Consider the following 16,370-nt stretch of genomic DNA (forward strand, 5'->3'; position numbering starts at 1 on the left):
GGACCCAGACGATGAACTTCTCGCAATTCTTCATTTCGCGGCCGATCTTCGCCGCCGTGCTGTCACTGCTGATCCTGATCGGCGGCGCGATCTCGCTGTTCCAGCTGCCGATCAGCGAATACCCGGAAGTGGTGCCGCCCACCGTGGTGGTGCGCGCCAACTTCCCCGGTGCCAACCCCAAGGTGATCGGCGAAACCGTCGCCTCGCCGCTGGAGCAGGCGATCACCGGGGTCGAGGGCATGCTGTACATGTCGTCGCAGGGCACCGCCGACGGCAAGATGACCCTGACCATCACCTTCGCTCTCGGCACCGACCTGGACAACGCCCAGGTGCAGGTGCAGAACCGCGTGACGCGCACCATGCCGACCCTGCCCACCGAAGTGCAGCGTCTCGGCGTGACCGTCGACAAGGCCTCGCCCGACCTGACCATGGTCGTGCACCTGACCTCGCCGGATAACCGCTACGACATGCTCTACCTGTCCAACTACGCCGCCTTGAACATCAAGGACGAACTGGCGCGCCTGGACGGCGTGGGCGACGTGCAACTGTTCGGCCTCGGTAACTACTCGCTGCGCGTGTGGCTCGATCCGAACAAGGTGGCCTCGCGCAATCTCACCGCCAGCGACGTGGTCAACGCCATTCGCGAGCAGAACCGCCAGGTCGCCGCCGGCTCCCTAGGCGCGCCGCCGGCACCGGGCGATACCAGCTTCCAGCTGTCGATCAACACCCAGGGCCGGCTGATCAACGAGGAAGAGTTCGAGAACATCATCATCCGTGCCGGTGAAGATGGCGAAATCACTCGCCTGAAAGACATCGCGCGCATCGAGTTGGGCTCCAGCCAGTACGCCCTGCGCTCGCTGCTCAACAACCAGCCGGCGGTGGCCATCCCGGTGTTCCAGCGCCCCGGCTCGAATGCCATCGAAATCTCCGATGCGGTGCGCAAGCGCATGGGCGAGCTGAAGCAGAGCTTCCCGCAGGGCGTCGACTACGAAATCGTCTACGACCCGACCATCTTCGTGCGCGGCTCCATCGAAGCGGTGGCACACACCCTGCTCGAAGCCATCGTCCTGGTGGTGCTGGTGGTGATCCTGTTCCTGCAGACCTGGCGCGCCTCGATCATCCCGCTGGCCGCCGTGCCGGTGTCGCTGATCGGCACCTTCGCCGTGATGCACATGTTCGGTTTCTCGCTCAACGCGCTGTCGCTGTTCGGCCTGGTGCTGGCCATCGGCATCGTGGTGGACGACGCCATCGTCGTGGTAGAGAACGTCGAACGGAACATCGGCCTCGGCAAATCACCGGTGGAAGCCACCAAGCAGGCGATGAAGGAAGTCACCGGGCCGATCGTTGCCACGGCCCTGGTGCTCTGCGCGGTGTTCGTGCCGACCGCGTTCATCTCCGGGCTCACCGGGCAGTTCTACCAGCAGTTCGCGCTGACCATCGCGATCTCCACGGTGATCTCCGCGCTCAACTCGCTGACCCTGTCGCCGGCCCTGGCCGCGGTGCTGCTGCGCGAGCATGACGCGCCGAAAGACCGCTTCTCACGGGCCCTCGACAAGCTGTTCGGCGGCTGGCTGTTCCGTCCGTTCAACCGCGCGTTCGAACGTGCCGGCAAGGGCTACGTCGGCGTGGTACGCCGCGTGCTGCGCGGCAGCTCGGTGGCGCTGGTGGTCTACGCCGGGTTGATGGGCCTGACTTACCTTGGTTTCTCCAGCACCCCGACCGGCTTCGTGCCACCGCAGGACAAGCAGTACCTGGTGGCCTTCGCCCAGTTGCCGGACGCCGCCACCCTCGACCGTACCGAGGCGGTGATCAAGCGCATGTCGGAGATCGCCGGCAAGCACCCGGGCGTGGAGAACACCGTGGCCTTCCCCGGCCTGTCGATTAACGGCTTCACCAACAGCCCGAACAGCGGCATCGTCTTCACCCCGCTCAAGCCCTTCGACCAGCGCAAGGACCCGGCGCTGTCCGCCAACGCCATCGCCGAAGACCTCAACGCGCAGTTCGGCGAAATCCAGGACGCCTTCATCGCCATCTTCCCGCCGCCGCCCGTGCAGGGCCTCGGCACCATCGGCGGCTTCCGCGTGCAGGTGCAGGACCGCGGCAACCTCGGCTATGAGGAGCTCTACACCCAGGTGCAGAACGTCATCGCCAAGAGCCAGAACGTGCCGGAGCTGGCCGGGCTGTTCACCAGCTACCAGGTCAACGTGCCGCAGGTGGATGCCGATATCGACCGCGAGAAGGCCAAGACCCACGGCGTGGCGATCAGCGACATCTTCGACACCATGCAGGTCTACCTCGGCTCGCTGTACGCCAACGACTTCAACCGCTTCGGCCGTACCTATCAGGTCAACGTGCAGGCCGAGCAGAAGTTCCGCCTCGCGCCTGAGCAGATCGGTCAACTGAAGGTGCGCAACAACCGTGGCGAGATGGTGCCACTGTCGACCTTCGTTAAGGTCAGCGACAGCGCCGGTCCCGACCGGGTGATGCACTACAACGGCTTCCTCACCGCCGAGATCAACGGCGCCGCCGCCCCGGGCTACAGCTCAGGGCAGGCCGAGGCGGCGATGGAGAAGCTGCTGAAGGAAGAGCTGCCCAACGGCATGAGCTACGAGTGGACCGAACTGACCTACCAGCAGATCCTCGCCGGCAACTCCGCGATCTTCGTCTTCCCGCTCTGCGTGCTGCTCGCCTTCCTGGTGCTGGCCGCGCAGTACGAGAGCTGGAGCCTGCCGCTGGCGGTGATCCTGATCGTGCCGATGACCCTGCTGTCGGCCATCACCGGGGTGATTCTGGCCGGTGGCGACAACAACATCTTCACCCAGATCGGTTTGATCGTCCTGGTCGGCCTGGCGTGCAAGAACGCCATCCTCATCGTCGAGTTCGCCAAGGACAAACAGGAGGAAGGCATGGACCGCGTCGCCGCGGTACTGGAAGCCTGCCGCCTGCGGCTGCGGCCGATCCTGATGACCAGCTTCGCCTTCATCATGGGCGTGGTGCCGCTGGTGCTCTCCTCCGGCGCCGGTGCGGAGATGCGCCACGCCATGGGCGTCGCGGTGTTCAGCGGGATGATCGGGGTGACATTCTTCGGCCTGCTGCTAACCCCGGTGTTCTATGTGCTGATCCGCGGTTTCGTGGAGAAACGCGAGGCGCGCAAGGCCGCGAAAGTCGAGTCACTCAAGGAGCTGCACGCATGACCATCCAGAGCCGATCGTTGCCACGCTCCCGCGTGGCAATGCAGCCCAGGACGCTCCGCGTCCGCCCCCTGAAAGCCTTCGGCATCAGCCTCTTGGCCCTGGCCATCAGCGCTTGCGCGGTCGGCCCGGACTATCAGGCGCCGCAGACCGAAGCCGCCCGCGTGACCAGCGCCGATAGCGGCAACTATGACCGCGCACGCTTTGAGACGCTGTGGTGGCAACAGTTCGACGACCCGACCCTGAACCAGCTGGTCAGCCAGTCGCTGCAGGGCAACCGCGAGCTGCGCGTGGCTTTCGCCCGCCTGAAAGCGGCGCGCTCGATCCGTGACGATGTCGCCAACGATCAGTTGCCCACGGCCACCAGCCGCGCCAGCAGCGAAATTGGTAAAGCGCAACAGCCCGGCGTCACCGAAGACCGCGTCAATATCGAACGCTACGACCTCGGCCTGGACATGGCCTGGGAGCTCGACCTGTTCGGCCGCATCCAACGGCAGATAGAGGCCAGCGACGCCGACATCGGCACCGTCGAGGCCGAGTTGCAGCAATTGCAAGTCAGCCTGATTGCCGAACTGGTCGATGCCTACGGCGAACTGCGCGGCGCCCAACTGCGCGAACGCATCGCCCGCAGCAACCTGCAGAACCAGCAGGACTCGCGCAACCTCACCGAGCGCCTGCGCGAGGCCGGAGTCGGCAACGAACTCGACGTCCTGCGCGCCGACGCCCGCCTGGCCGCCACCGAAGCCAGCCTGCCGCAGTTGCAGGCGCAGGAAGTGCGCGCCCGTAACCGCATCGCCACCCTGCTCGGCCAGCGTCCGGAACAGTTGCAGGTCGATCTCAGTCCGCGCGAACTGCCGGCCATCAGCAAGGCCCTGCCGATTGGCGACCCGAGTGAGTTGCTGCGCCGCCGCCCGGATATCCGCAGCGCCGAACGCCGGCTGGCGGCGGCCACCGCGAATGTCGGGGTGGCCACGGCGGACCTGTTTCCACGGGTCAGCCTCAGTGGTTTCCTCGGCTTCACCGCCGGGCGCGGCTCGCAACTGGGCTCCTCGGCCGCACGCGCCTGGGCCATCGCCCCGACTATCAGCTGGGCGGCGTTCGACCTGGGCAGCGTGCGCGCCCGTCTGCGCGGTGCCGAGGCCGACGCCGATGGCGCCCTGGCCAGCTACGAGCAGCAGGTGCTGCTGGCCCTGGAAGAGTCGGAGAATGCCTTCAGCGACTATGGCAAGCGCCAGCAGCGCCTGCTCTCGCTGGTGCGCCAGAGCGAGGCCAGCCGTGCCGCGGCCGAACAGGCGGCGATCCGCTATCGCGAGGGCACGGTGGACTTCCTCGTGCTGCTCGACGCCGAGCGCGAACGCCTGGCCGCCGAGGATGCCCAGGCGCTGGCCGAGGTCGAGGTGTATCGCGGCATAGTCGCCATCTACAAGGCGCTGGGCGGTGGCTGGCAACCAGCGGCCTGACAACCTAGGTTCTGTACGAAAAGTCGCCGAGCGAAGGTCAGGCAAGGCAAAAAGTGGCGAGGACGCGGAGTTTACGAGTTGTAAATGAGCAGTCCGAACCACTTTTTAACGCAGCATCACCGAGCGCAGGCAGTTTTCGTACAGAACCTAATGCTCCCCTCGCCCGCGGTTCAGACTCCTGACCGCGGTTTTTTTTACCTTGCTCGCGCTACTCCGCGACTGGCCGCTGCATGGCGCGCGCGTAGCCGTGCGGGGCGAAGCGCAGCGTCACGCCGAGCATCAGCACGATGGACACCGCGAGCAGCAGCCAGGACGTCTGGAAGCTGCCGGTGACATCGCGCAGCCAGCCGGTCACGTAGGGAATGATGCCGGTGATGATGAAGCCGATGCCTTGGACGAATGCGGCCAAGCGGCCGGCGGCGCCGGGGTCAGGTAAGTGGTCGAGGGTGAGCGTCAGGCTGAGCGCGAAGCAGGCGCCCAGGCCATAGCCGATCAAGGCCACCCACAGGCCCGGCAAGTACAGCGGCGCCAGCAGCAGGCCGGCGAAGCCGCCAAGCTGCACCAGCAGCGCCAGGCAGAGCCAGGGGCGGCGGTCCGCCGAGCGACGGCTGAGGATCGGCATGCTCAAGGCGGCGAGAACCTGGAAGATGGTCATCAAACCGATCAGTTGGCCACTCGCCTCGGCGCTCCAGTCCAGCTGCCGGTAATAGACCGGCAGCCAGGCAACCATGCTGGTATAGCCACCGTTGATCAGGCCGAAATAGATCGCCAATAACCAGGCCCGGCGGCTGGCGAAGAAATGCCCGCCGGCCTGCGCCTGCACGCCCGCAGCCGGCTCTCGTGGCCGCCCCAGCCCCCATAGCAGCAGGCCGAACAGCGCCGGCAGCAGCCAGATGCCGAGGCCGCTCTGCCAGCGCCCAAAATGCTCGGCGACGACCGGCGCCAGCACAGCGGCACTGCCGCCACCGGCCATCAAGGACGCCGAATACAGGCCCATCGCGGCCGGCACGCGTTGCGGAAACCAGCGCTTGATCACTCCCGGCACCAGCGCCTGGATGATCGCCACGCCGGTACCGGCCAGCACCGCGCTGGCCACCAGCGCCAGGCCGCTGTCTAGCAGCAGGCGCCATAGGCAGGCGACGGCAATCGCCAGCAGCCCGCAGACCATGCCCCGCCCCTCGCCGAGCCGAGGTCCGAGCCAGGGCAGCGCCAAGGCGAACAGGCCCATGCACAGCACCGGCAAGACGGTCAGCATCGACGCACCCTGGAAGCCCAGGCCAGTCGCCTGGCGAATCTCGGTGAGCAAGGGGCCAATCGAGGTCAGCATCGGCCGCAGGTTGATGCCCAGCGCGACTATCACCAGCAGGCCCAGCGAGCCCACCTGGGCGCGCGTTCCGCTCTCGCGTAGCGCCGACTCGCAACCGCCGCCACTCATCCCCGAGTCGCTTGCCAGAAGGAGTACAACCCCTGCTCGCCCTGGGGCAACAGTGGCCGCAAGGGTAGCGACTGCTCCTGCGGCGGGTGCGCCATCTGCACGTAAACCGCCGCGGTCGACAGCCCGAAGGCCGCGCCGTCCTCGTTCGAATAGGCGAAATAGGCCGCGCTCACCCCGCACAGGTGCATGGCCGCCAGGCACATCGGGCACGGATGGCCGCTGGCGTAGATCACGCAGCCGTCCAACCGGGGACTGCCGAGCACCTGGCTGGCCCGGCGGATCGCCAACAACTCGGCGTGGCCGGTCGGGTCCTGATCGAGGTGGATTTCGTTGGCGGCGCGCGCGATGACCCGGCCATCGCGGACCAGCACGGCGCCGAACGGTCGCCCGCCAGCGTCGACATTGGCACGGGCCAAGGCCACGGCTTCGCGCATGAAATCTTCGTGTTGCATGAATGTCACCGACTCTGCTGCAAGTCAGAAAATTATGCCCAGGCGGCCTAGTATGTTGAAATTAAATGGTGAAATGCTTTCCAGTGGGAATCAGAATGCTCGACCCGACTTTGCTGCGCAGTTTCGTCATGGTGGTGGATGCCGGCAATTTCACCCGCGCCGCCGAACACCTGCACCTGACCCAATCCACCGTCAGCCAGCAGATTCTCCGTCTGGAACAGAGCCTGGATTGCCGCCTGCTCGACCGCAGCCAGCGCCAGATCCTGCCCACCGAGGAAGGCGAACGTCTGCTCGGTTATGCCCGGCGCATCCTGCAGCTGGGCGAGGAAGCCCGCGTAGCGCTGAACATGGAACACAGCGAAGGCGTGCTGCGCCTGGGCATGCCCGAGGACTTCGCCGGCGAACGCATGATGCCGCTGCTCGCCGCGTTCAGCGCCCAACGCCCGCGCCTGCGTCTGGAGATTTCCAGCGGCCTCAGCCATGAACTGCTGCGCCAGTATCGCAACGGCGAGCTGGACCTGTTGCTGGTCAAGCAGTGGGGCGCCGACAGCGACTGCCTGGCACGCTGGCCCGAACCTCTGTGCTGGCTGGACAGCGCTGCGCAGCCCAGCGCCGGGCGCGATCCCCTGCCACTGGTGGTATTTCCGCTGGGCGCCCTGTATCGCCAGGAGATGATCCACGCACTGGAGGGCAACGGTCGCCGCTGGCGAATCAGCTATTGCAGCGCCAGCCTGGCCAGCCTCGCCGCGGCGGCGGGCGCCGGCATGGGCGTGAGCCTGTTGCCGCTGCGCTGCCAGCAGCCTTCGCATCAGGTGCTGACGGCCGAGGAAGGTTTCCCGTCGATCGACGGGCTGGAACTGGTGCTCTATGCGCGCGCCGAGCTGGGCAGCGCCGGCCGCAGCCTGTGCGACCAGCTCCGTGCGCTGTGCGGGCAGACGGCAGCCGACCAACTGCGCGAATAACGGCTTATTGCCACTGCTGGCAGAAAGCTCCCGTTGAGGGGCAGATTCAGCTCGGGTAAGGTCATGGCATCCGCCACGATAAGGCTTCGCCATGACCTCCAAGCTGGATCAACTTAAAGCTTTCACCACCGTGGTCGCCGACACCGGCGATATCGACGCCATCGCCCGCCTCAAGCCGGTCGACGCCACCACCAATCCCTCGCTGCTGCTCAAGGCCGCCGCCCTGCCGCGTTATGCGCAACTGCTCGACGATGCGGTAGCCGGCTGCGACGGCGATCTCGGCCTGGCCTGCGACCGCTTCGGCGTCGCGGTCGGCGGGGAAATCCTCAAGGTGATTCCCGGGCGCATCTCCACCGAGGTGGACGCCCGTTTGTCCTTCGATACCCAGGCCACCCTGCAACGCGCCGAACGCCTGATCGGCCTCTACGAGCAGGCCGGCATCGGCCGCGAGCGGGTGCTGATCAAGATCGCCGCCACCTGGGAAGGCATCCGCGCCGCCGAACAGCTGGGAAAAGCTGGCATCCAGACCAATCTGACCCTGCTGTTCGCCTTCGCCCAGGCCGCCGCCTGCGCCGACGCCGGCGTGTTCCTGATCTCGCCCTTCGTCGGGCGCATCTACGACTGGTACAAGAAGGCCGAGGGCCGCGATTTCGTCGGTGCCGAAGACCCTGGCGTGCGCTCGGTGGCACGCATCTACGACTACTACAAGGCCAACGGCTACCAGACCGTGGTGATGGGTGCGAGCTTCCGCAACCTCGGCCAAATCGAGCAACTAGCGGGTTGCGACCGTCTGACCATCAGCCCCGAGTTGCTACAGCAACTGGCTGATGACCAGGGCTCGCTGGCGCGCAAACTGGCACCTGGCAAAACTGGCGAGGCACGCCAATCGCTCGATGAAAGCCGCTTTCGCTGGGGCATGAACGAGGATCCCATGGCCACCGAGAAACTTGCTGAAGGTATCCGCCTGTTCGCCCGCGATCAGGAAAAACTCGAAGCGCTCCTCGCCAGCAAGGCGTGAAGTCGCCCAACAAAAAACGCGCGCCCTAGGGCGCGCGTTTTCATTTGAAGCAAACCGATCGAATCAGTGGCGCTCGAGCGCGTTGACCAGATCATGGAAAGCCTCGCGATTGGATTCATTGAGACCCATGAGGATCTTATGGGCTTCCAATACCTTGGCTTTGACGATGTCTTCGGATTGCTCTTGCGACGGCAAATCATCCAGGCAATCCGGACACGGAATTCCTGGGCGATCGACAATATTGAATACCTGATCGAAGCCCATCGACTGCAGCAAGCGCGTAATGTCTTCGTGAGTGGTAACCACAGTTGGCAGCAATCCGACTTTCTGCCGCGAAAGAATCGACAGTTTGGCCAACAAGCCCAGGGTGGTGCTGTCGATGCTGCGGGTTTCGGTGAGATCGATGATGATCGCGGAAAAATTCAGCGCGGAAAAAATCTTCTCGATCGTGGCGTCCAGTGCCGAACATAGGGTCAGACGGACTTCACCAACGAATTTGAGGATGAAAGTGCCATCCTGCTCGGCGAATTGAATTCTACCGGTACTCATGCCACGCCTCTCATGCTGTTGCTCACGCAAGGTTCCTGCTCAATACCAGCAGGGCAATATCGTCAGGCATATCGCCCAAATCGCCCAGCCCAAGCACCTGGCGTAGCCCTTCCAGGCTTCCGCCTGCCTGACTTACCAGCTCAGGCAACGCTAGCTCTTTCTCTTTGAGTGTGTCGCCCGGCAAAAGGTCCAGAATGCCATCGGACAACAGGGTGAGACTGAAGGAAGCAGGCAAATCCATCACCTGGTCCGAGTATTCAGCCTCGTCGAATAATCCCACCGGCAAGCCCTTACCGTTCAGGTAGTGGGCTTTTCCTTCGCTAAACATGACCGGTAGCGGCAAATGCCCGCCAATGCTGTAGGTCAGCGTGCCCTCGACCTGGTCGATAACGCCGCCAAGCATGGTCACATGCTTACCGAGCTTGCAGTTGATCAGCCCACGGTTGATGTGCCCGAGTACGTCCGACGGTTTGAACGCCGGCAAACGTCCACCACGGCGCGACTCATACAACAGCCGGGTGGTCATGAACTTGAGCAGCACAGTCACGAACGCGGAAGACGCGCCGTGTCCAGAGACATCGGCCAAATAAAACGCCACCCGCCGCTCATCAATGCGGAAGTAATCGACGAAATCGCCCGAGAGATATAAAGAAGGAATGATCTGATGAGCGAACTGCAGGTCATCGGCAACCCAAGGCGTCACCGGCAGCATATTCATCTGTACCTGGCGACCGGCGTTCTGGTCCTCCTGCAACAAGTGCAGACTGGCCTCCAGCTCGCGATTGGCCGCTTCCAGCTTCTCGCGATAACGGCGGTTTTCCAGGCGCAGGTGCGCACGATCCAGCGCGCGGCGCACCGAATGCTCGAGCACCGCAAGGTCTTCCAACGGCTTGATCAGGTAATCGGCAGCCCCGAGACGCAGGGCTTCGACAACATCGCCCATGACGCCGGCGCCAGAAACGACGATTACCGGCACTTCGACTTCCAAGGCGTTAATTCGACGAATCAGCTCAAGGCCATCGACCTGAGGCATGCGCAGATCACAAACGACAATATCGGGCTTTTCTCGCTCGAATACCTGCAATCCCTGAAGGCCATTACTGGCTTGCAGCACATGGAAACCGCTGTCTTCCAGATAGGCCGCAAGGCTTGCGCGCACTACGTCGTCGTCATCAATTATCAGCAGCGAGGCACTGGAATTGTGCATGGGGTACCAGGCAAACGGCGCCAGGGAATTGGCTTAAGCGTTGAGCGTGAGATCCTGAACGCGTGTACTCGGCTCACATTAAGGCGCAGACGGTACTCCCATCCGTGCCCTGATTCAAGCTTGGCCCGATTGGCGCGCCCGGCACCTTTACACCCGAAAACGGTGGGGACTATAAGAGGCAAACACGTCATAACAAGAGGATCAAGGCATGACCCAAAACGATCGGGACTACAGTGAGAAACGCGACTTCATCCGAATGCGCCTTGAGGCCCCGGTCACTTTGGTGCACGGCGGGAGGGAGCTCGGAGCCATCTGCCTGGACCTTTCGAGCAACGGCATGCACCTCGAAGCGCCTACCGCACTGAAGATGGGCGACCGCGTGCGAGTGTTGATCCCCTCCTCCCATCGCGAACTCAAAGGTCTGGACGTAGAGGCGGAAGTGGTTCGCGTCAGCTCGCTGGACGAGGGTGGTCAAGCACTCGGGCTGTCCATCGTGGCGATGAACTAACCGCGTTCTGAATCAAACATGACAAAGGCGGCCTAGGCCGCCTTTGTCACATCTGGAAGCAAGTTCGACAGCTTTTAAAAGTCGTCTTCGACCTGGCCGTCCTGCACTTTGAATTCGCGGTTCTGCAGGTAGACGTTGCGGATGAACACGTATTTATCGCCGTTGATCATTTTCTCCGCCGACAACAGGTTCGCCCGGGTATCGATCACGTCCACACCGCGGGTCACGTTACGGGTCGGCACATGATCGATGTACGGATACGGGCCGAGGTAACTATCCGGAATCATTGCCGGCGCATCACGCACGGTGCTCGGACCGAAGAACGGCAGCATCAGGTACGGACCGCTACCTATGCCCCAGGCGCCGAGAGTCTGGCCGAAGTCTTCATCGTTGCGGTTCAGCCCCATTGAGGTGCCGACATCGAAGAAACCAAGCAACCCGAACGTGGTGTTGAAAATCAGTCGGCTGCTATCAACACCGGCATCATGAATCTTGCCTTGCAGCAGGTTGTTGGCCAGGTTGCCCACGTCGCCAACGTTGTTGAAGACGTTATGCACGCCATCTTCGAGAAATTGCGGGGTGATCGTCTGATAACCCTGCGCAAGCGGCTTCAGCGCATAGGTATCGAGGGTATCGTTGAATCGGAAAATTGCCCGATTGAAACCTTCCCATGGGTCTTCTTCTGCGGCCTGTGCAGCCAATGGCACCAGTGCCAGACTGGCGAACGCCATAAGGCATACCAGACCCTCGATCCACTTTGCAGCGAAAACACGCATTGCAGTTTCTCCATGAGAAAAAGTACTTTGGCGAGCAGGCGACCGCCATTTGGCTGCGCAGTATAAAGCCTCGACCCCACTATTTCGGCAGCATAGCGAAACCTTTTATGACAGAAAAACGCTTAGTTTTCACCGCGCGGATTCCAGTGCGCTGGGGCGACATGGATAGCCGCCAACACGTCAACAACACCACCTATATTCAGTACACGGAAGAGGCGCGAGTACAGTGGTTCCGCCAACTGGGCCTGGATTTCAGCGAAGTCGGGCCGGTGGTATTGCAAAACATGCATACCTACCTGAAGGCGGTGGTTTATCCGGCGACGGTGGTCGTCGAGCTATATCTCGGTGCAGCGGGCCGCAGCAGTTTGACCCTCGAACATCGCATGACCACCCTGGAAAACCCGCAAACAGTCTACGGAGAAGGCTTTTGCAAAGTCGTCTGGATCAATCATCGTGAGGAGCGCAGCGTGCCGATTCCCGACTCGGTGCGCCAACTATTTGCCTGATGCGCGCAATGAATATGCCCGGATGTTGGCGTAACCTGTCAGTGAGGCGTGGACCTTTCGCCAGCCTGGCAGGTCAATGCCTGTAATTACTATGGAGGGATACCCCATGCCTGCTCGTGAATTGCAGCAGCAATTGAATGAACTGCGCGAACAACTCGATAGCGGTACCACATTGACCGCCGAAGAGCAGACGCATCTGCAGGATTTGATCAGTCAAATCGAACTGAAACTCGAACTGGAAGCCGTCACCCCGGACACGGGGTTGGTGGATGGCGTTAATCTCGCGGTGGAACGCTTCGAGGTCGAGCATCCGACGCTGGCCGGCACATTGCGCAACATCGTGCAAAGTCTCGCCAACATGGGTATTTGAGCCCTGTACAACTAAAAAGCCCCGGCATCGACCGGGGCTTTTGCGTTACTGGCGGACCAGTCGGCGATTGTCCGGCGTAATCGGCGCCGTACTGCGATACGGATTGATATCCAACCCGCCGCGGCGCACATAGCGCGCATAGACAGTGAGCTTGGTCGGCGCGAGCAATCGCTGCAGATCGAGGAAAATCCGCTCCACGCATTGCTCGTGAAAATCGACGTGCTGACGAAAGCTCACCAGATAAGCCAGAAAACTGGCGGGATCTAGCCGCGCAGCGCCCTGATACTCCAGCGTCACACTGCCCCAGTCAGGCTGACCGGTGACCGGGCAATTGGATTTAAGCAAATGGCTGTGCAACGCCTCATCTACCGAGCCGCACGGTTCGCAACGCAGCAATTCGGCTTGCGGATGCTCGTAGCGCGACACCTGGATATCCAGTTCGTCGATGCACACGCCAGGCAGCGGCGCCACGCCTTGCGCCTGCACATCGGCCAGGCTGCGCACCCGTACTGCCACCGGAGCACCAGCGGCAGCCGAGAGATCCCGAGTCATGACTGTTTCAAGCGCGGCAGCATCGCTGAAGGTGCTCTGGTTCAGCGAGTTGAGATACAGCTTGAAGGACTTGGATTCGATGATATTCGGCGAGTCTGCGGGAATCGCGAATTCGCCAATTGCTACTACTGGCTTACCAGACGGCAGCAGCCAGGACAGCTCATAGCAATTCCAATAATCGACGCCCTGATAGGGCAGGGTTTGCGCGGTCAGGCCCAGCTCCGCCCACTTGGTCGCGCGGGCAATGGGGAACAGCAGTTCCGGGCTGTAAGTGGCGATGTATTCGCTGGATTTACCTAGCGGCGAATGTTCGGCAGGGTGCTGCATGGCGAAAACCTGGAAGGAGAAAAACGCGGCAAGTGTATACAGTTTCCTCGGTGCTTTCAGGGCCCCTGGACCACTGGCGCGCGCATTTCCGCCCCCAAAAGTATGGATACGCCTTACAACCAGAATCGCAGGCCGACCACCCAAGCACCCTCCTCGTCATCCTCGCCCGCCTCACGTAGCCAGTCGCTGCTGCGGCCGTAGGTCTTTTCCCACTGGTAGCCGACATAGGGAGAGAACGCCGGGGTGATCCGATAGTGCAGGCGCAAGCCGGCTTCCAGGGTGCTGCCCCCGGCGCCAATGTCCAGATCGCGGTCGTCGGCCATGGCCAGGTCGTATTCCAGCTTCGGTTCGAGCACCCAGCGCTGACTCAACAGCCACTCGTATTCGGCCTCCACCCGTAGCGAAGGATCGCCCTGCTCGCTGACGAACAGGTTGGCGTCCAGCTCAATCCACTGTGGCGCCAGCCCCTTGAGACCGAGCACCGCGTAGCTGCGTTGCGGCCCTGACTGGTCGTCATAACGAAGGCCGGCCTGCCAGTCGAAGAACGTGCTGGCCTCCCGACGGTAGAGCAATTGCGTCTGGCTCGACTGGGTCGGACCGCCGGCATCGCGTTCGCCCTCGCTTTTGAGCACCAGCTTGTGACGATCGTTGCCGTACCAGCCCTCGGCCTCCCAGGCCAGTTGCTGATCGTCGCCGTGAAAACGCTGTTCCAGACGATCGACAGCGAAATGGCCGACCGGCATGTCGTCCATCTCCATGGCCAAAGCCGATAACGGTAAGCCGATCAGCACACCGGCTAGCACTCGTTCATTAATGCGCATGGCCGCCCTCCTCCCGAGCCGCGGGATAGAACGGCTGGCTGCCGCCATCCGGCGCCTCGACGATGACCTTGCGGAACATGCCGCTGGCCATGTGGTAGATCAGGTGGCAGTGGAAGGCCCACTCGCCCTTGGCATCCGCCGGCACGTCGACTTCCAGGGTCTGCCCCGGTGCGACGTTGACCACATGCTTGAGCGGATTGAATCGACCGTTGCCTTTGTCCAGCTGCATCCACATGCCGTGCAGGTGCATCGGGTGGTTCATCATGGTCTGGTTGACGAAGCGGATGCGCACCCGCTCGCCATACTTCAAGCGGACCGGCTCGGCCTCCGAGTATTTCTTGCCGTCGAATGACCAGTAATAGCGCTCCATGTTGCCGGTCAGCTTCAGCTCGATAGTGCGGTCCGGCGCGCGATAGTCAGCGAACGGACGCATCGCTTTGAGATCGCCATAGACCAGCACCCGACCACCATCAACCGGCTCGGGCGCGATACCACTGCCAGCGGCGTAGTCTGGGTTGCCGACAGGCATGGCGTGACCCATCGCCGCGTGATCCATGCCGGCCATCTGGTCGTGATTCATTCCAGCCATGTCGCCATGCCCCATCCCCTCATGAGTCATGCCCGCATGGCTGGCCCCCATGTCCGCCATGTTCAGCAGGCGCGGCTCACGCAGCTTTGGCACCTCGGCCTGCATTCCCGCACGCGGGGCCAGCGTGGCGCGGGCATATCCGCGACGGTCCATCGACTCGGCGAACAGGGTGTAGGCTTTGTCCTCCTTGGGCTGGACGATCACGTCATAGGTTTCGGCGACGGCAATGCGCAACTGGTCGACGGTCACCGGTTGTACGTCGTTGCCGTCGGCCTGCACCACGGTCATCGACAGACCGGGGATCCGCAGGTCGAAATAGCTCATTCCCGAACCGTTGATGATGCGCAGGCGCACCCGCTCGCCGGGCTTGAACAGTGCCGTCCAGTTCTGCTCGACATCCTTGCCGTTGACCAGGAAGCGGAAGCCGCTGACATCGGCGATATCGGTCTTGCTCATGCGCATGTCGCCCCAGGCCCAGCGGTCCTTGACCGTTGCCCAGAAGCCGTCGCGGCCCGCATCACGGAAGAAATCACCCGCCGTCTGCTGCTGGTCGTTGTAGTAATCAGCCTGTTTTTTCAGATTGCTGAGGGTGCGTTCGGGCTTTTCGTCCTGCCAGTCGAACAGCAGCACCGTGTACTCGCGGTCGTAGCGGTACGGTTCGCGGCCCTTGGGCTCGATGATCAGCGGGCCGTACAGTCCTTCTTGCTCCTGGAAACCGCTGTGCGCGTGATACCAGTAAGTGCCGGCCTGCTGAATGCGGAAGCGGTAGGTAAAGGTTTCACCCGGCTTGATCCCGGGAAAGCTGATGCCCGGCACACCGTCCTGGGTGTAGGGCAGCAGGATGCCGTGCCAGTGCAGCGAGGTGTCGCGATCCAGGCGATTGGTGACGTTGAGCACCACCTCTTCGCCTTCCTGGAAGCGCAGCTCCGGCGCCGGGGTCTGGCCATTGACGGTCAGCGCCGCACGACTGCCGTCGCTCAGGTGCAACTCACCCTCGTCGATCACCAAGTCATAGGTGCCGGCGTGCACGGAGAGGCTACCGCACAGCAAGCCGGCAGCCAGCCACAGGCGGGTCACGGCGTGATCTCGATGTTGCCGACCATGCCGGCCTGATAATGGCCGGGGATATTGCAAGCGAACTCCAGGCCGGTGGCCTGACTGAAGGTCCAAGTCAGCTCGGCAGTCTTGCCTGGCTCGACCAGCACGCTGTTGGCGTCGTCGTGTTTGATCATTGCCGCATGGTCCGCGCTGCCCATGTCGTGCCCCATCTGACTGTGGTCCATCGCGCCCATGTCATGCTTCATCCCGGTTGGAGTGAGCATGCCCATCTGCTGCATCATCAACATCCGCTTCTGGTGCTCGGCATGCATGCCGGCGTCGCCGAGGTTGATCTCGTGCAGCAGGCTGCCTTCGTTCTTCAGCACGAAACGTACGGTTTCACCGGCCTTGACCTGTACGCTGGCCGGCTCGAAGTACATGTCGCCCATGACGATCTCCACCGTCCGGGTGGCGCCTGCGGATTTGGCCGGATGGCCGAAGGAGTAACCGCCTGCCGGGGTATCGGCGAGCACGGGAAGGGTAAAAACAGCGGCCAGGAGCGGCAGGATGCGCAAGGACATGAACACGATTCCAGTTGTGGTCTAGGCC

16 protein-coding genes are annotated in these 16,370 nt (G+C 62.7%); 7 read left to right on the top strand and 9 right to left on the bottom strand.

The window, feature by feature from the left end; translation table 11 throughout:
• The first annotated feature begins 11 nt into the window (after window positions 1-11).
• Window positions 12-3,194 carry an efflux RND transporter permease subunit gene (locus tag NVV93_RS11070; protein ID WP_258250710.1) on the top strand — a complete coding sequence of 1,061 codons (3,183 nt, stop codon included), beginning with the start codon at window positions 12-14 and terminating at the stop codon, window positions 3,192-3,194.
• A 38-nt stretch (window positions 3,195-3,232) separates the two neighbouring features.
• A complete protein-coding gene (locus tag NVV93_RS11075; protein ID WP_258254340.1) occupies window positions 3,233-4,651 on the top strand; it encodes an efflux transporter outer membrane subunit in 1,419 nt (472 codons plus the stop codon).
• A 208-nt stretch (window positions 4,652-4,859) separates the two neighbouring features.
• Here the strand turns inward: NVV93_RS11075 and NVV93_RS11080 are convergent, their stop codons facing one another.
• Together NVV93_RS11080 and NVV93_RS11085 are read right to left on the bottom strand one after the other, a co-directional pair.
• The gene (locus NVV93_RS11080) at window positions 4,860-6,086 is read right to left on the bottom strand and encodes a CynX/NimT family MFS transporter (RefSeq protein WP_258250711.1); all 1,227 of its coding nucleotides are present in this window, start codon (window positions 6,084-6,086) and stop codon (window positions 4,860-4,862) included.
• Window positions 6,083-6,538 (bottom strand): nucleoside deaminase, encoded by a 456-nt coding sequence (locus NVV93_RS11085; RefSeq protein WP_258250712.1) that lies wholly within the window; start codon window positions 6,536-6,538, stop codon window positions 6,083-6,085. Before NVV93_RS11085 ends, NVV93_RS11080 begins: the two co-directional genes overlap by 4 nt.
• Window positions 6,539-6,633: 95 nt before the next feature.
• On the opposite strand from NVV93_RS11085, the gene NVV93_RS11090 reads away from it, so the two are divergent.
• Entirely contained in the window at window positions 6,634-7,500 is an 867-nt protein-coding gene (locus NVV93_RS11090; RefSeq protein ID WP_258250713.1) for a LysR substrate-binding domain-containing protein, read from the top strand.
• A gap of 91 nt (window positions 7,501-7,591) precedes the next feature.
• The gene (gene tal, locus NVV93_RS11095; RefSeq protein ID WP_258250714.1) at window positions 7,592-8,518 is read left to right on the top strand and encodes a transaldolase; all 927 of its coding nucleotides are present in this window, start codon (window positions 7,592-7,594) and stop codon (window positions 8,516-8,518) included.
• 63 nt (window positions 8,519-8,581) lie between these two features.
• On the opposite strand, the gene rssC is transcribed toward tal, so the two are convergent.
• Window positions 8,582-9,067 carry an anti-sigma factor antagonist RssC gene (gene rssC / locus NVV93_RS11100; protein ID WP_258250715.1) on the bottom strand — a complete coding sequence of 162 codons (486 nt, stop codon included), beginning with the start codon at window positions 9,065-9,067 and terminating at the stop codon, window positions 8,582-8,584.
• A 22-nt stretch (window positions 9,068-9,089) separates the two neighbouring features.
• A complete protein-coding gene (gene rssB / locus NVV93_RS11105) occupies window positions 9,090-10,274 on the bottom strand; it encodes a two-component system response regulator RssB (protein WP_258250716.1) in 1,185 nt (394 codons plus the stop codon).
• A 208-nt stretch (window positions 10,275-10,482) separates the two neighbouring features.
• On the opposite strand from rssB, the gene NVV93_RS11110 reads away from it, so the two are divergent.
• A complete protein-coding gene (locus NVV93_RS11110) occupies window positions 10,483-10,782 on the top strand; it encodes a PilZ domain-containing protein (RefSeq protein ID WP_258250717.1) in 300 nt (99 codons plus the stop codon).
• 74 nt (window positions 10,783-10,856) lie between these two features.
• Here the strand turns inward: NVV93_RS11110 and NVV93_RS11115 are convergent, their stop codons facing one another.
• Window positions 10,857-11,558: a VacJ family lipoprotein gene (locus NVV93_RS11115; protein WP_375162879.1), complete on the bottom strand. Its 702-nt coding sequence runs from the start codon at window positions 11,556-11,558 to the stop codon at window positions 10,857-10,859.
• A gap of 107 nt (window positions 11,559-11,665) precedes the next feature.
• Here NVV93_RS11115 and NVV93_RS11120 point away from each other — a divergent pair, with 107 nt between their 5' ends.
• A complete protein-coding gene (locus tag NVV93_RS11120) occupies window positions 11,666-12,064 on the top strand; it encodes a thioesterase family protein (RefSeq protein WP_258250718.1) in 399 nt (132 codons plus the stop codon).
• Between the two features lie 106 nt (window positions 12,065-12,170).
• Entirely contained in the window at window positions 12,171-12,434 is a 264-nt protein-coding gene (locus NVV93_RS11125) for a DUF4404 family protein (protein ID WP_258250719.1), read from the top strand.
• A 45-nt stretch (window positions 12,435-12,479) separates the two neighbouring features.
• Here the strand turns inward: NVV93_RS11125 and queF are convergent, their stop codons facing one another.
• From queF to NVV93_RS11145, 4 genes are all read right to left on the bottom strand, one after another.
• Window positions 12,480-13,313 (bottom strand): NADPH-dependent 7-cyano-7-deazaguanine reductase QueF, encoded by an 834-nt coding sequence (queF, locus tag NVV93_RS11130; protein ID WP_258250720.1) that lies wholly within the window; start codon window positions 13,311-13,313, stop codon window positions 12,480-12,482.
• A gap of 113 nt (window positions 13,314-13,426) precedes the next feature.
• Complete coding sequence (locus tag NVV93_RS11135; RefSeq protein WP_258250721.1) at window positions 13,427-14,134, bottom strand: copper resistance protein B; 708 nt, start codon at window positions 14,132-14,134, stop codon at window positions 13,427-13,429.
• Entirely contained in the window at window positions 14,124-15,800 is a 1,677-nt protein-coding gene (locus NVV93_RS11140; RefSeq protein WP_258250722.1) for a copper resistance system multicopper oxidase, read from the bottom strand. The genes NVV93_RS11135 and NVV93_RS11140 overlap by 11 nt, the downstream gene beginning before the upstream one ends.
• Complete coding sequence (locus NVV93_RS11145; protein ID WP_258250723.1) at window positions 15,797-16,342, bottom strand: plastocyanin/azurin family copper-binding protein; 546 nt, start codon at window positions 16,340-16,342, stop codon at window positions 15,797-15,799. The genes NVV93_RS11140 and NVV93_RS11145 overlap by 4 nt, the downstream gene beginning before the upstream one ends.
• Window positions 16,343-16,370: the final 28 nt, after the last annotated feature.

This window comes from Pseudomonas sp. LS44, assembly GCF_024730785.1.
Classification (GTDB): domain Bacteria; phylum Pseudomonadota; class Gammaproteobacteria; order Pseudomonadales; family Pseudomonadaceae; genus Aquipseudomonas.

Excerpts from the sequence above, each read along its gene's own strand:
- NVV93_RS11085 (WP_258250712.1), bottom strand. The coding sequence starts at position 6,538 with ATGCAACACGAAGATTTCATGCGCGAAGCCGTGGCCTTGGCCCGTGCC.
- NVV93_RS11120 (WP_258250718.1), top strand. The coding sequence starts at position 11,666 with ATGACAGAAAAACGCTTAGTTTTCACCGCGCGGATTCCAGTGCGCTGG.
- NVV93_RS11080 (WP_258250711.1), bottom strand. The coding sequence starts at position 6,086 with ATGAGTGGCGGCGGTTGCGAGTCGGCGCTACGCGAGAGCGGAACGCGC.
- NVV93_RS11090 (WP_258250713.1), top strand. The coding sequence starts at position 6,634 with ATGCTCGACCCGACTTTGCTGCGCAGTTTCGTCATGGTGGTGGATGCC.
- NVV93_RS11115 (WP_375162879.1), bottom strand. The coding sequence starts at position 11,558 with ATGCGTGTTTTCGCTGCAAAGTGGATCGAGGGTCTGGTATGCCTTATG.
- rssB (WP_258250716.1), bottom strand. The coding sequence starts at position 10,274 with ATGCACAATTCCAGTGCCTCGCTGCTGATAATTGATGACGACGACGTA.
- queF (WP_258250720.1), bottom strand. The coding sequence starts at position 13,313 with ATGCAGCACCCTGCCGAACATTCGCCGCTAGGTAAATCCAGCGAATAC.
- rssC (WP_258250715.1), bottom strand. The coding sequence starts at position 9,067 with ATGAGTACCGGTAGAATTCAATTCGCCGAGCAGGATGGCACTTTCATC.
- NVV93_RS11075 (WP_258254340.1), top strand. The coding sequence starts at position 3,233 with ATGCAGCCCAGGACGCTCCGCGTCCGCCCCCTGAAAGCCTTCGGCATC.
- NVV93_RS11110 (WP_258250717.1), top strand. The coding sequence starts at position 10,483 with ATGACCCAAAACGATCGGGACTACAGTGAGAAACGCGACTTCATCCGA.
- NVV93_RS11145 (WP_258250723.1), bottom strand. The coding sequence starts at position 16,342 with ATGTCCTTGCGCATCCTGCCGCTCCTGGCCGCTGTTTTTACCCTTCCC.
- NVV93_RS11070 (WP_258250710.1), top strand. The coding sequence starts at position 12 with ATGAACTTCTCGCAATTCTTCATTTCGCGGCCGATCTTCGCCGCCGTG.
- tal (WP_258250714.1), top strand. The coding sequence starts at position 7,592 with ATGACCTCCAAGCTGGATCAACTTAAAGCTTTCACCACCGTGGTCGCC.
- NVV93_RS11125 (WP_258250719.1), top strand. The coding sequence starts at position 12,171 with ATGCCTGCTCGTGAATTGCAGCAGCAATTGAATGAACTGCGCGAACAA.
- NVV93_RS11135 (WP_258250721.1), bottom strand. The coding sequence starts at position 14,134 with ATGCGCATTAATGAACGAGTGCTAGCCGGTGTGCTGATCGGCTTACCG.